This is a genomic window from Runella sp. R0.1_18 (assembly GCF_057652155.1).
The window spans coordinates 195,314-207,874 of sequence record NZ_JBYFCK010000005.1 but is presented as its reverse complement, the minus strand read 5'-3'; the positions used below and the strand labels follow the sequence as shown (position 1 = coordinate 207,874).

The following is a 12,561-nucleotide window of genomic DNA, read 5'->3' as shown; positions in this document are numbered from 1 at the left end:
AAGGCGTTTGCTCACTTTCTAAAACGCCTGCTTTTGTGTAGATTTGCTGTATGAATCAGAATAGAAAACAGGCCAATCAGTACGACAAGATATTCAAAGAAAATATCGAAGCGGTAATACCGAGCTTGATGCAAAATGTGTTGGGTATGAGGGCTGTTTCTTTGGAGGAACTGCCTGACGATGTGCAGCATACAAAAGAGCGGAAACCCGATGTTCTGAAAAAAGTGACTGATCATGAAGGCAATACCTTTATATTGCAAATTGAGTTTCAAGTAGCAAACGATGATGAAATGGTGCATCGTATGCACGAGTACAAAGCAATGCTTATACGGAAGTATCGACTTCCCATTTATCAGTATGTCTTTTTCTTAGGGAGAGGACAACCCAAAATGGAAACTCATTTGACCAATGTCGGCTTGACTTTCGAGTATAACTTGCTTGCAATCAATTCAGTAGATTATAAAATATTTCTAAAATCAAACCGCCCAGAGGAAATTGTTTTATCGGTTTTAGCTAATTTTAACAATGACACCCCTGAAAATGCCTTGAAGTACATAATTTCACGACTTGAAGAAACTACGGGTGGCGATTTAGCGTTAAAGAGGTATTTCAAACAGTTACGTGTTTTAGCCCAACTGCGTAAATTAGAACAGAAATTAAAAAATATAGTTATGGACAGCATCGCAAAATATATTGACGAAAAGAAAGATGTAGCTTTCTTGTTAGGGCTTGACAAAGGAGAAGCAACGGCTCGTGAAAAAGAATTAACAAAATTTGTTACAAACTTACTTCAAAAATTAAATTTACCTTTTGAGCAAATTGCAGATATTGCAGGTACTACGGTGGATTTTGTTAAGTCTGTACATTTGCAACTGAGTAAAAAATAGGTATTTAGCTGAAATTTTACTCATTCCCCCGTTATTCAAGCTGTTCTGAAAAACAACCTTGAACTATTGTTTAGAACACGGTAATTATCCATAATTTGCCTAAACGTCTTCCAAAATAGTCAGATTCCTTTCTACAATGCCTGCTTCTATTTCATGGCAAAAAAACGCTACTCCGTGATTTGTAAAACCGTGACCTCGTGTCCCACATGCCACAACTTCTAACAATAAACTTTCAGAAAGATTTGCTTCTATGTAGTTTTGCACCGTAAAAAAAGACCGAAAACGAGCAAATCAATACAATCACCTGCTTCTAAAGGAGTAATAAAGTTGCTTGTTTCTAAAAAACTTCTTTTTGAAACAAGCGAAAATCTGTGTTGTGTACGTTGTTAAAAACCAGTCCATATAGAACCACTCCATGAAAAAAGCCATTCTTATTTTGTCCTTGTTCGCTTTTATTTCCTGTAAAGAAAAAGAACCTGTCCCCACACCCGTTACAACCCCCACTTGCAACATCAGTAGCGAAACAGGTAGAGACAATGCCTATCGACTCGACTACGTATATGCTCCCAATGGCGTGCCTGAAGGAGTAAATATTTCGGTAAAAGATAATGCGACAGGGCAATTGAAAGCTACTGGCAAGGCGGTATATACTTATTCAGACAACCGATTGGTGAAAGTAGTGGATGGAGACGTAGAAGAAACTATCGAATACAACGCCAATGGTTCCATTGCTCGATTAACTGTGGTAAAAACCCCCGAAGCGAATTATGTCAATTACGTACTGAACTTCACCACCGATGCCAATCAGCGCATCACGAAAGTGACGGACTCAAAGGGTATGGAAGCGACAATCACGCGTGATGCACAAGGCAATATTCTGGAAACAATCACCAAAGACACCCGTACCAATCAGGAGGTGTTTCGGGTTGTACTAACAGGTTATGATAACAAAAAGACGATGTTTGACGCTTTTAAGGGCTGGCAGTTCAGCGTTTTGGGGTATTATGCCGATTACATCAAATTTCCACTTTTTACCACAAAAGCAGGGGGCAATGCTACCAAACGGACTGAATACGAATCAGGTAAAGCCGTGAGAGAAACGACTTATACGTTTACTTATACCACTGACGGATTTCCGTTGACAGAGCAAACCCTTACACGGTTTTTGGACGGTTCGGGGATTTCGACTTACAGTAAAACATTTACTTATACCGATTGTAAATAATAAGAAAGGAACTGCCCCTATAGCAGTTCCTTTCTTATCTTCTTGGCTATCTCTGCCAGTTCTTCTTGGCTCATTTTGAGCTTGTTATTGAAATTCATGTCTGCCATGCTGTTGAGTGGGATGAGGTGTACGTGGGCGTGAGGAACTTCGAGCCCAACTACTGCAACGCCAATTCGCTTGCACGGAACCGCTTTTTCTACGGCGGCCGCCACTGTTTTTGAAAACTGCATCAATCCAGTGTAAAGGGCATTGTCTAAATCAAAAATATAATCGACTTCTTGTTTTGGAATGACGAGCGTATGTCCAGGTGCACAAGGAAAAACGTCAAGAAAAGCTAAAAAATCGTCAGTTTCGGCGATTTTGTGGCAAGGAATTTCTCCATTAACGATACGAGTGAAAATAGAAGGCATAACGGTAATTGTTAAATTTGGCGAGCAATATACAAACAAAAATGGCTTCTTTGGGCCTACCATCGGCGACGAATTCGCATTTTGTATAGCCCTAATCGGCGGGTAATGTTGAAGGTAGCTACTTGATACGCGTCATTTTTCTTAGCATTACCTGCATGACTAACGCCATCTAAATAGTCAGAAGTTGAAAGCCTAAAAGACGCTTCAAGCCCTACAATCCACTCGGGAGACACATCGTATTTAATACCTAGTCCAACGGGAAAAGACAAATGAAGTGCATTGTAGTTGGCGTCGCGGTCGATGGCAATACCTTCACGTATCCAAGTGTAGGGAGTCTGGCTTTCGTCGAAGTTGATTTGAGGTTTGGCATAAACTACCGACACGCCCGAAAAGAAATAAGGCGAAAAGAATGATTGAAATCCATTTTGTTGACGATAAAAAATCGGGTTCATGTTGTAGAAATCCCATTCGAGTAAGAGTGAATTTTCAACAAAATTAGTTTCGAGGGTCAAATTGCGGGAGAGCCGAGTGGGATAGTGCTTATCTCGCCCCCAAAATTGCCCTCCTTGAACGTTGTAGCGAAGCGCTACTACGTCTCCAATGTACTTTCTTGCATAAAGATTGATGGAGGGACGAAATTCTCTTGGCCATAAATCGTGTCGATTGAGGTCGCCTAAATAACCTACTGTGCCCGTGCCAATACCTACTTCCCAGCGGTGCATCGACTGGCAAAATGCCGCACCGGCCAGTAACAATAATAGTGCCGAAATAACAAATGAACCCAATAATCGCGTCATTATGGGGATTTTGAAGGTGATGTGATTGATTGAATAGGGTAAGTTCTGAGAACGATAAATAGTAAGCAAAAATAGTACCAACGTCTAGTAATTAAGTAGAGAAAATAAAAAATAGGGTACTTTGAAGGGGGCGTTTTTAAATTTGTAAAAAACGACTTTTGGTTTTTCAGGACAAAACTTCTAATTTTGCGCTCTGATTTTCAGGGGTGTGTCAGAATTGATACATTTTTTTGGTCAAGAAACAGACTTAACAGATTCAATAACAATCACAAAAACCATGGCACGTGATTTAAAATTCACAAGAAACATTGGGATTGCGGCTCACATTGACGCGGGTAAAACCACCACAACGGAGCGTATTCTTTATTATGCAGGGGTAAGCCACAAAATCGGTGAAGTACACGACGGTGCAGCGACGATGGACTGGATGGCGCAAGAGCAAGAGCGCGGTATCACTATTACGTCTGCGGCGACAACAGTAGATTGGAAATGGAGAGACAACAATTACCACATCAACATCATTGACACTCCAGGTCACGTTGACTTTACGGTAGAGGTAAACCGTTCACTCCGCGTATTAGATGGTCTTGTGTTTTTGTTTAGTGCAGTAGATGGTGTTGAGCCTCAATCTGAAACTAACTGGCGTTTGGCCAACAACTATAACGTGGCTCGTTTGGGCTTCGTGAACAAAATGGACCGTTCGGGTGCTGATTTCTTGAACGTGTGCAAGCAAGTAAAAGAAATGTTGGGTAGCTATGCAGTACCTTTGCAGTTGCCTATCGGTGCAGAAGACCAATTCAAAGGGGTAGTTGACTTGATCAACAACCGTGGTATGATTTGGAACGAGCATGACAAAGGAATGACGTATGAAGTTGTGCCTATTCCTGACGATATGAAGGAAGAAGCGGCTGAGTGGCGTGAAAAACTCCTCGAAGCAGTAGCTGAGTATGATGAGACGTTGATGGAGAAATTCTTCGAAGACCCAGAGTCAATCACTGAAGATGAAATCTTGACAGCATTGCGTGCGGCGGTAATCGACATGAAAATCGTTCCAATGCTTTGCGGTTCTTCGTTCAAAAACAAAGGAGTACAAACAATGCTTGACTACGTGATGGCATTGTTGCCTTCACCACTTGACAAAGAAAGCATCAAAGGTACAAACCCTGACACAGGCGCTGAGATTTCTCGCAAGCCAAGTGTTGACGAGCCTTTCGCAGCCTTAGGATTTAAAATTGCCACTGACCCTTACGTAGGTCGTTTGTGCTTTATCCGTGCTTATTCAGGAGTATTAGAAGCAGGTTCTTACGTTTTGAACAACCGTTCAGGTAACAAAGAGCGTATTTCTCGTATCTTCCAAATGCACGCCAACAAGCAAAACTCAATCGAGCGTTTGGAGGCAGGTGACATCGGTGCAGTTGTTGGTTTTAAAGACATCAAAACGGGAGATACCCTTTCGGATGAGAAAAACCCAATCGTTCTTGAATCAATGGTATTCCCTGATCCAGTTATCGGATATGCCATCGAGCCTAAGAAAACAGCTGACCAAGATAACTTCTCGAAAGCAATTGGTAAGTTGATTGAAGAAGATCCAACGCTTCAAGTAGAATCAAACGAAGAAACAGGCCAAACCATCATCAAAGGGATGGGTGAGCTTCACTTAGAAATCATCATCGACCGTATGCGTCGTGAGTTCAAAGTAGAAGTAAACCAAGGTGCGCCTCAAGTAGCTTACAAAGAAGCACTTACTAAAAACTTTGAACACCGCGAAGTATATAAGAAGCAGTCGGGTGGTCGTGGTAAATTTGCTGACATCGTGTTCGAAATCGGGCCACGTGATGATCAGAAAGAAGGAGAAGAAGCCCCAACTGGTTTGTTGTTCGTCAACGAAATCGTGGGTGGTGCCATTCCTCGTGAATTTATCCCTGCCGTACAGAAAGGTTTCACCGATTCGATGAAAAACGGTGCATTGGCAGGTTACCCAATCGATTCAATGAAAGTTCGTCTCTTCCACGGTTCGTACCACGATGTTGACTCTGACTCATTGTCGTTTGAATTGGCAGCTCGTATGGGCTTCAAAGAAGCGGCTCGTCAGGCAGGTCCAAAATTGTTGGAACCAATCATGTCAGTAGATGTAGTAACGCCAGACGAATATACGGGTCCTATCACAGGTGACTTGAACCGTCGCCGTGGTATGATGAAAGGAATGGACTCAAAAGCAGGTGCGCAAGTTATCAAAGCCAATGTGCCATTGTCTGAATTGTTTGGTTACGTAACTGACCTTCGTACGATTTCATCAGGTCGTGCAACTGCCAACTTGACGTTCTCGCACTACGAATTCTTGCCAAACAACTTGGCAGAGACCGTAATCGCCAAGTCGAAAGGATAGTTTTAAGTTTACTGTTTTGGGTTTATTGGTCAAATACAAACCGTAAACCCAAAACTAAAAACGGTAAACATTAAAGATATTTCCTATCGGAGTTAATGGCTCTTTCGATGGGAGAAATTAATAATCAATCAGAGCCAACCAATTATAATGAACCAGAAGATTCGTATCAAATTGAAGTCATTTGACCACAACTTGGTGGACAAATCGGCCGATCGTATCGTGAAAGCGGTAAAATCAACGGGAGCTGTGGTAAGCGGACCTATTCCATTGCCAACAGAGAAGCAAATCTACACAGTATTGCGTTCACCTCACGTAAACAAAAAATCACGCGAGCAGTTCCAACTTTGCACTTACAAGCGCCTTATCGACATTCACTCGTCAAGCGCTAAAACAGTAGATGCATTGATGAAGCTTGAATTGCCAAGTGGTGTTGATGTCGAAATTAAAGTTTAATGACATTTGGTTTCAAATAAAAAGCCGACCCTGCAAAGGGTCGGCTTTTGTTGTTTTTGGGTTATTCTTTGCTTTTTTAATAGATAGCCTTGTTCCTAAAAGAAACTCTTATACGTTTAACTCAACTTATGGCTCAAATCTTTGTTTTTAGATTTCTATTTTGGGGATTATGCCTTACAGTTTCACCTGTTTTTTGCCCAAAAGTAGATGGAGTAAAAGTGACGTTGCAAGTAGTTCATAAAAATAGGGTAGATACCTCTAAAAATATTAAGCCCGAACTTGGATTAATTGTTGAGTTAGTGAATCAATCATTGAAAAACATAGCTATTCCTATTTCAGGCGTTAATTACGAAAAGCAAATAAATTTCTACCGTAAGAATAAAAATGGAGACTATGAATTAATCGTTCACCCTCAGATTTTGCTTCAAAAACAGCAAAAAAGAACGCAAGAATACCTGCTAAAACATCATCGTTTATTGGTTGATTATTTTGGCGTAGATTATAACTCTAAAACTAACCTATCTTTAGACCTTTTTTCGATACTAGGATACTTTTGATCAAGATACGTTTTCCCAGAAAATGGGAGATGGACTCACTACCCAAGAATTAGTAAATTTTAAAAAGAGGTACCTTGGTTTGATTCATCCCTGAACTTCTATTTTCTAAAAGCAGGCCAACGGCAGACAGTTTTTTGGAACCTTGATTTTATGTTGAAAGAGAAAGGAGATTACAAAATTACATTTGAACCTTTTCCCTCTATTATTTTAAAATCACCGCTTACATTAACTGAAAATTATAAGGTTGTTGACCACCAATTTTTTCATGCTAATGAGCTGTTTATTATAACATACTGAATAAACTTGATTAAAAGATAGATAGCATTCATTGTTTCATTTTGAGCGTTATGTCACCAATATTATAACTATAAACAGAAGCAGGTACAAATGATAACGAAAGCTCATCTATCATTTTTACCCCTGTTTGGTCAATCGAAGTTACCAACGCTTTTTTGAAGAAATTGGCTTTACAAAACTGAATTAAGCTTTTTAGTTCTTGGGGGCGTTCAAAATAACGATTACTCCATTTTATTTCGACCCCCCACACAGGTTTGTATTTTTTGTCATCTACCAACACTAAGTCCACTTCACCCTCCGTCTTACCTTCTCTCCAGTGAGCGTAGGTCAAATCGAGCTTTTCACGGTGCATCCACTGCGCTAACACGGCGGTCTCCACCATATTTCCTATTTCGTGGTCGGTTTCAGAAATAGGTGAAAATAGTGCCGTTCTTAGCGAAGGGTTGGTTAAATACACCTTAAAACTTGTCACTCTTTGTAATCTTTTTGCATTGACATCCACCTTGTTGAGCACTTTGACAAGAAAGGCCGCCTCTAGGTATTCCAAGTATTTTTTAAGTGTATCTTTCTGTATGCCACTTTCTTTGCTCATCCTTTCGTACGAAAATTCATTCCCCGTGTTATAGGCAATGTAAGTAAAAAAACGGTTTAGTTCTTGTACATCTTTGATACCGTACAGACTCGGTAAGTCTCGCAAGAGTACTTTATCTACAATATCGTTTTTTACGTACCTTCCCATGTCGCTTTGTATTTTTTCGGACAAAACTACTTCGGGGTAGCCTCCAAAATTCAAATAATGGATAAACTCCCTATTGAGCACCTTTATGTCATGCGTAAGGCAATAAGGTACTTGATTTCCACCATACACAACATGGCCATCGTACATAAGATGGGCCATTTTTTTTAGATGAATGTACTCTTGAAAAGTAAGGGGGGGCAACATAAAATCGGTAAATCGGCCTGCTCCACTCTCGGTACTGTGCCATTTTAGGGCAGCCGCAGCCGACCCTGATACAATAAATTTGGTTTCAGGAAACGAATCAACCAACACTTTCAAATGACGTTCCCAATCTTTGAGGTATTGGATTTCGTCAAAGAAAACATAGCAGCCGTCCAAGTTGCTTAGGTGAAGCGATTTTTTACAAAGGTCTAAAATGTCTTCTAAACTTAGATGTAGGTAAATAGGATTGTCTATGCCTACGAAGAAGATTTTTTGTGGGTTTATCTCTTCACTCAATAATTGCTGTATGCTATGAAATAGCATAACCGTTTTGCCTACCCGCCTTGGCCCCATCAGGACCAAAGCCCTACGGACATTTTTTTCGACTACATACGGGTAAAAAAGAGTAAAGTATAGCCGTTTTGCCATGGAACTGTACACTTCTGGTATTCTTTTGTTGATCCACCAAGGATTTTCGTACCGTAGCCGCTCCACTATTTTTTCGGTAGGAATAAGGCTTGAATTTTGCATAAAATTTCTTATTTTGACAAAAATAGTAAAAATAAGAATAGTAAAATCTACTTATTTTGCCATTTATCTTAAAATAACTTCATTGCTCTCCTACTTTTCTATCTAATGCACCAAGCCCAAAATAAGTAATAAAACAAAACGAGCATGAACCCAAAAGCCCATGCTCATTTGCAATGTATGACCCGTCGTATTTACTTAAACCCAAACAAAAACGGGAATAAGAACGTAACGACGATGGTCCAGAGGCTGTAAATAGGTAAATAAATCGCAATTGTTCTTCCTACGTCGGCGAGAGAAGCTTTACGGCTTAGCACTTTCGAGAGCTGTATCATCACGAGCAGCAAATTCACTAAAATCAGTAAGTTCCCGCCCAATACTGCCGTACGGTTGGGGGTGATGCCCCATTCGGAAATTCGGAACAAGATGGCCGAAAGTGCCACGCCGTTGACCACAATTGTCAGCGCCGAGAGCAGAAACAACACCCACACTTGGGCACGGTGGTGGGAAGTTTTGGAGGTTTCGGCAATCGAAAAGAAAATAAGTGCCATCACCCCAATAAGCAGGGCATTGAATACCATCAAAAACTCACGGTTGTTGTACGGGTCTTTGCCCGAAAAAACAATTGCGCCGAGGTAAATCACTAGCATTACCAACACCAACGGACTGAAAATTTTGGCAATAACGGGCGATACTTTACCCACCAACTGCGGATTGGTTTGGGTAAGGTAAGTCCCCACCAAAGGCGCTGCCGCAAGTCCGAAAACACCGATATTTTCAAAATAAAATTTACTGATGTCAAGATTTATCAACGAAAACAGGCCGACGGTAATCGCACTTAATATGCCGCCCGAAATGACAATCAGCGTGGTCATCACCACCAAATCCCCGTTGTATTTGAGGTAACCCAGTCGTTTTTCGGAGTTGTTGGAACTGCCCACAAAAGAAAATCCGAGAATAGACCACGAAAACAAAACAAGGTGAATGCAGGAGAGCGTCAGGGTATCGCTTGTGGGTTGGTTGGGAAGACTATTGATAAAGATAGCTGCCACTACAAATGCTCCTGCAAGTAACGCTATGGTCTTCGTCGAAACTTTGTTTTTCCAACCAAAATAAGCGGTCAGGAGTGGAAAAATGATAAATCCGATGTTGCGGGTATAAAAAAACTCTTCGTTGAGTTGAGTAAAAGCGGGGAGTTTGGCAGTGAGACCCGCCACCAAAGATGCCCCCACCACCAAGGCGAGGTCTTGGCTTGTGCCCCATTGAATATCGTCGCTGTCGTAACTCAAGCGCTCGTGCCAAACGTTGGCAATCGTGTTGCCTTTAAGCTCGGGATAAACGGAGCTAAAAGCACGTTTGAACAGTGCTTTATTGGAGCGGTACAGCTTCTCAAGCTGCTGTGGCTCGTTGATATGGGCCGTGATGAGGTCTTTCATAGGAGAGCTAGATGAAGATTAGTTCCACAAAGTACCAATTGATTGGTGCCATGATAAGTGAGTTTTGATTGGTTTAAAAAATGACTGCGATTGAAATAAGTAAAAGTACTTTGTTTTACAAAGTAAGTACTTTTACAATCTACCATCCAAACAAAATCTCAAAATTATTTTTGAAGCCTTTCCAAGTTGCCGATAGGCGAAAGTATAAAACTTGGAAAGGTTCATTCAGACTGCTTAAATTTCAAATCTTACCCCAAAAGTTGGAAACACCCCCAAGCCAATGTTGAATACTTTACCCGTCTGTGGCACAAAAATCTCATTGGCTACATTGAAGCGTTGGTTAAAATTGGCTAAGTCAAGAAATGCCGAGAACGTGCCTGACCTCATTTGTTTGTAATAATCTACTCTCACGTCTAAGGCCATATAATCAGGAAGCCTTTTTCCGTTGATAGCCGTGATTTCTTGGGAATAGGTTGGTTTTTTGAGGTTATTCAATACATTTTCGTGGACGATATACGCATCCGTAGGTCGGCCTGTACTGTATCGAAACTTTGCCGAAAACAACCACTTATCACTAGGTTTGTAACTGGCCAATGCGGTAAAAGTATGTGGTACGCTAAATGTATAGTCGTATTCGCCTTGCCCGTTGTTGTCATTTCTTTTACTTACCATGTATGAATAGCCGATTTGGCCAAAGTACTTGCGAGACAACCTTTTGATTAAATTAAAATCGGCGCCGTAAGCGTAGCCATCACCATCGTTGTTTAATTGACTTTGAGCGCGATTAGGCTGTACTACCATGTAAAAAAACTGCTTATGCCATCCTTCCGCGACAAACTTTAAATCGGGCGAAAATTGAATTTTGTACCCTAGTATGTTGTGGAATGCTTCTTCGTTTTTGAGTTTATTTCCAATGGCTTGGCTGGCTACATCAGAGTAGGCTATATCTTGAAAGTAGAGCCCAGAGGCAAAGTTGATGCTTTGTTTTTCATCTAATGCGATACTTCCACTTATTCTTGGCGAAATATGGGTGGCTTCATTAAATCCAAAATAATCCAACCGCACCCCTGGATTTAGGGTTATTTTGTCGGTCAACTGCCAAGAAAGTGACACGTAGCCAGCTCCATTAAAGGCGCTGTTGTTGTATGCGGTATTAAATAATGAAGGTACTACTATTTGGTAATATTGGTTCGGATTAGGTCGTATGTCTGTACTACGGAAAGTAAAAAGTGTATCGGTACGTTTTAGGCGCCTTTCGTATTCGAGATTCACCACCATGGCATCCACACCAGCTGTAAGGGTAAGTTTATTGTAGCGTTTTGTGTAAATGCTTCGATATCCGATTTCTTGCTGGTTGTTGGTGATATGCCGTAAGTCATTTTCAAAATGTCCAAATTTGGGGTCAATTATGTTTCCCTCCGCATCAAGCGATGGTGTGTACCTTCCAAAGTTATTATCGACTGTTGAGGAGCGATAGTATAGTACATTTTTCCAGTAACTACTACTACTTAGGAGGGTTCTAAGATTGAGTCCTACCAATGTTTTGTTGCCCTTGTGGTTGAACAAAAGAGTTCCTGCGCTGTTATCTTCGTTGATATTTACCCCCGAACTGACATCATCAATGTTTCGGTAAGGACGTTCGGGGTTAACCATGACGATGAAAGACAATTTATTTTTTTTAGAGAGTTCGGTGGTAGTTTTGATGAGATAATCTCCAAAAGAGATGGCTCCTACACTGCTCACATTCAGCAGATTGGTTAAGGCGGCAAAGTTTTGGTAACGGGCAGAGGCAAACACACTGGTTTTCTTACTTAAAGGGCCATCTGCCACTAGGGTCGCTCCTAACAAATCAAATTGTCCACTAAATGACCAAGAGGCTTTGTTTCCTTCTTTGATACCAAGGTTCAAATAAGAAGATGATCTACGGCCATTGGTTGCATCAAAACCACCGTTTTGAAAAGTAACGTTATCAATGATTTTAGGGGCAAATATGCTAAAACGGCCGCCATTTGGGTCATTAAAGCCTGAGTTAAAACCTTCCGCCTCTAAGTGTGCAAGCGTAAACATGGGCATATCGTCCACCATGTATATATTGTCTTGGGTGCCCTGCCCACGGGCCGCAATCGCCGAAAATTGTGAACCGCTACTCGTAACGCCAGGCAATATGGCCAAAGCCCTCATAATATCGCCCTGTGCACCTGGATTTCTAAAAATTTCCTCTCTGGACATCGAAAAGGTGGACACAGGCGTAAGTGGATTCACTTCTCCTTTGTACATCCTTACGCTCACTTCTTGGAGTTTGTTGGTTTCTTCCAAAAGTTCAAATTCAGAATAGTAGGTCTTATTTGGATTGATAACGATATCGGTAATTTTTCTGGTTTGGTAACCTACCGATGAAATCGTAACCGAATAATTTCCCGCAGGAATTTTGTTTACTTCAAAAACTCCTGAAGTGTCCGTGGCTGCACCTAACGAAGTACTGGCCAACAATATATTGGCACCGATGATTGGCTGTTTGGTAATTTGATCAATGATTTTACCCTTCAATTTTCCAGTAGTTTGGGCAAAAGCCGATATACTGATTAAACTAACAAAAAAGGCTTTAATTGAAATGTGGAGCTGTTTTTTCAAGTTCATTTTTCCTT

Annotated in this window: 10 protein-coding genes; 5 read left to right on the top strand and 5 right to left on the bottom strand. The window is 41.0% G+C overall.

Translation table 11 applies throughout. The features are described from left to right. The first annotated feature begins 50 nt into the window (after window positions 1–50). Together AC23P2_RS11235 and AC23P2_RS11230 are read left to right on the top strand one after the other, a co-directional pair. Window positions 51–887: an RpnC/YadD family protein gene (locus AC23P2_RS11235; protein WP_487773280.1), complete on the top strand. Its 837-nt coding sequence runs from the start codon at window positions 51–53 to the stop codon at window positions 885–887. A 415-nt stretch (window positions 888–1,302) separates the two neighbouring features. After that, a complete protein-coding gene (locus AC23P2_RS11230; RefSeq protein ID WP_487773279.1) occupies window positions 1,303–2,112 on the top strand; it encodes a hypothetical protein in 810 nt (269 codons plus the stop codon). 17 nt (window positions 2,113–2,129) lie between these two features. Here AC23P2_RS11230 and AC23P2_RS11225 read toward each other — a convergent pair whose 3' ends face one another. After that, window positions 2,130–2,522 carry an HIT family protein gene (locus AC23P2_RS11225; protein WP_487773278.1) on the bottom strand — a complete coding sequence of 131 codons (393 nt, stop codon included), beginning with the start codon at window positions 2,520–2,522 and terminating at the stop codon, window positions 2,130–2,132. A 56-nt stretch (window positions 2,523–2,578) separates the two neighbouring features. Beyond that, window positions 2,579–3,319: a DUF6089 family protein gene (locus tag AC23P2_RS11220; protein ID WP_487773277.1), complete on the bottom strand. Its 741-nt coding sequence runs from the start codon at window positions 3,317–3,319 to the stop codon at window positions 2,579–2,581. Between the two features lie 277 nt (window positions 3,320–3,596). Here AC23P2_RS11220 and fusA point away from each other — a divergent pair, with 277 nt between their 5' ends. The 3 genes from fusA to AC23P2_RS11205 all read left to right on the top strand — a co-directional run bounded on the left by fusA (window position 3,597) and on the right by AC23P2_RS11205 (window position 6,715). Beyond that, window positions 3,597–5,705, top strand: coding sequence for an elongation factor G (fusA, locus tag AC23P2_RS11215; protein WP_487773276.1), 2,109 nt, complete (start codon window positions 3,597–3,599; stop codon window positions 5,703–5,705). A gap of 147 nt (window positions 5,706–5,852) precedes the next feature. Continuing rightward, entirely contained in the window at window positions 5,853–6,158 is a 306-nt protein-coding gene (gene rpsJ, locus AC23P2_RS11210) for a 30S ribosomal protein S10 (protein WP_028522456.1), read from the top strand. A 128-nt stretch (window positions 6,159–6,286) separates the two neighbouring features. Beyond that, window positions 6,287–6,715, top strand: coding sequence for a hypothetical protein (locus AC23P2_RS11205; protein WP_487773275.1), 429 nt, complete (start codon window positions 6,287–6,289; stop codon window positions 6,713–6,715). A gap of 325 nt (window positions 6,716–7,040) precedes the next feature. On the opposite strand, the gene AC23P2_RS11200 is transcribed toward AC23P2_RS11205, so the two are convergent. From AC23P2_RS11200 to AC23P2_RS11190, 3 genes are all read right to left on the bottom strand, one after another. Further along, complete coding sequence (locus AC23P2_RS11200) at window positions 7,041–8,483, bottom strand: ATP-binding protein (protein WP_487773274.1); 1,443 nt, start codon at window positions 8,481–8,483, stop codon at window positions 7,041–7,043. Between the two features lie 191 nt (window positions 8,484–8,674). Then, the gene (locus AC23P2_RS11195) at window positions 8,675–9,916 is read right to left on the bottom strand and encodes a hypothetical protein (protein ID WP_487773273.1); all 1,242 of its coding nucleotides are present in this window, start codon (window positions 9,914–9,916) and stop codon (window positions 8,675–8,677) included. A gap of 234 nt (window positions 9,917–10,150) precedes the next feature. Then, the gene (locus tag AC23P2_RS11190) at window positions 10,151–12,553 is read right to left on the bottom strand and encodes a TonB-dependent receptor (RefSeq protein ID WP_487773272.1); all 2,403 of its coding nucleotides are present in this window, start codon (window positions 12,551–12,553) and stop codon (window positions 10,151–10,153) included. Window positions 12,554–12,561: the final 8 nt, after the last annotated feature.

Bases quoted from the DNA above. Each gene is read 5' to 3' on its own strand.
- rpsJ (WP_028522456.1), top strand. From the start codon at position 5,853: ATGAACCAGAAGATTCGTATCAAATTGAAGTCATTTGACCACAACTTG.
- AC23P2_RS11220 (WP_487773277.1), bottom strand. From the start codon at position 3,319: ATGACGCGATTATTGGGTTCATTTGTTATTTCGGCACTATTATTGTTA.
- fusA (WP_487773276.1), top strand. From the start codon at position 3,597: ATGGCACGTGATTTAAAATTCACAAGAAACATTGGGATTGCGGCTCAC.
- AC23P2_RS11225 (WP_487773278.1), bottom strand. From the start codon at position 2,522: ATGCCTTCTATTTTCACTCGTATCGTTAATGGAGAAATTCCTTGCCAC.
- AC23P2_RS11195 (WP_487773273.1), bottom strand. From the start codon at position 9,916: ATGAAAGACCTCATCACGGCCCATATCAACGAGCCACAGCAGCTTGAG.
- AC23P2_RS11235 (WP_487773280.1), top strand. From the start codon at position 51: ATGAATCAGAATAGAAAACAGGCCAATCAGTACGACAAGATATTCAAA.
- AC23P2_RS11205 (WP_487773275.1), top strand. From the start codon at position 6,287: ATGGCTCAAATCTTTGTTTTTAGATTTCTATTTTGGGGATTATGCCTT.
- AC23P2_RS11200 (WP_487773274.1), bottom strand. From the start codon at position 8,483: ATGCAAAATTCAAGCCTTATTCCTACCGAAAAAATAGTGGAGCGGCTA.
- AC23P2_RS11190 (WP_487773272.1), bottom strand. From the start codon at position 12,553: ATGAACTTGAAAAAACAGCTCCACATTTCAATTAAAGCCTTTTTTGTT.
- AC23P2_RS11230 (WP_487773279.1), top strand. From the start codon at position 1,303: ATGAAAAAAGCCATTCTTATTTTGTCCTTGTTCGCTTTTATTTCCTGT.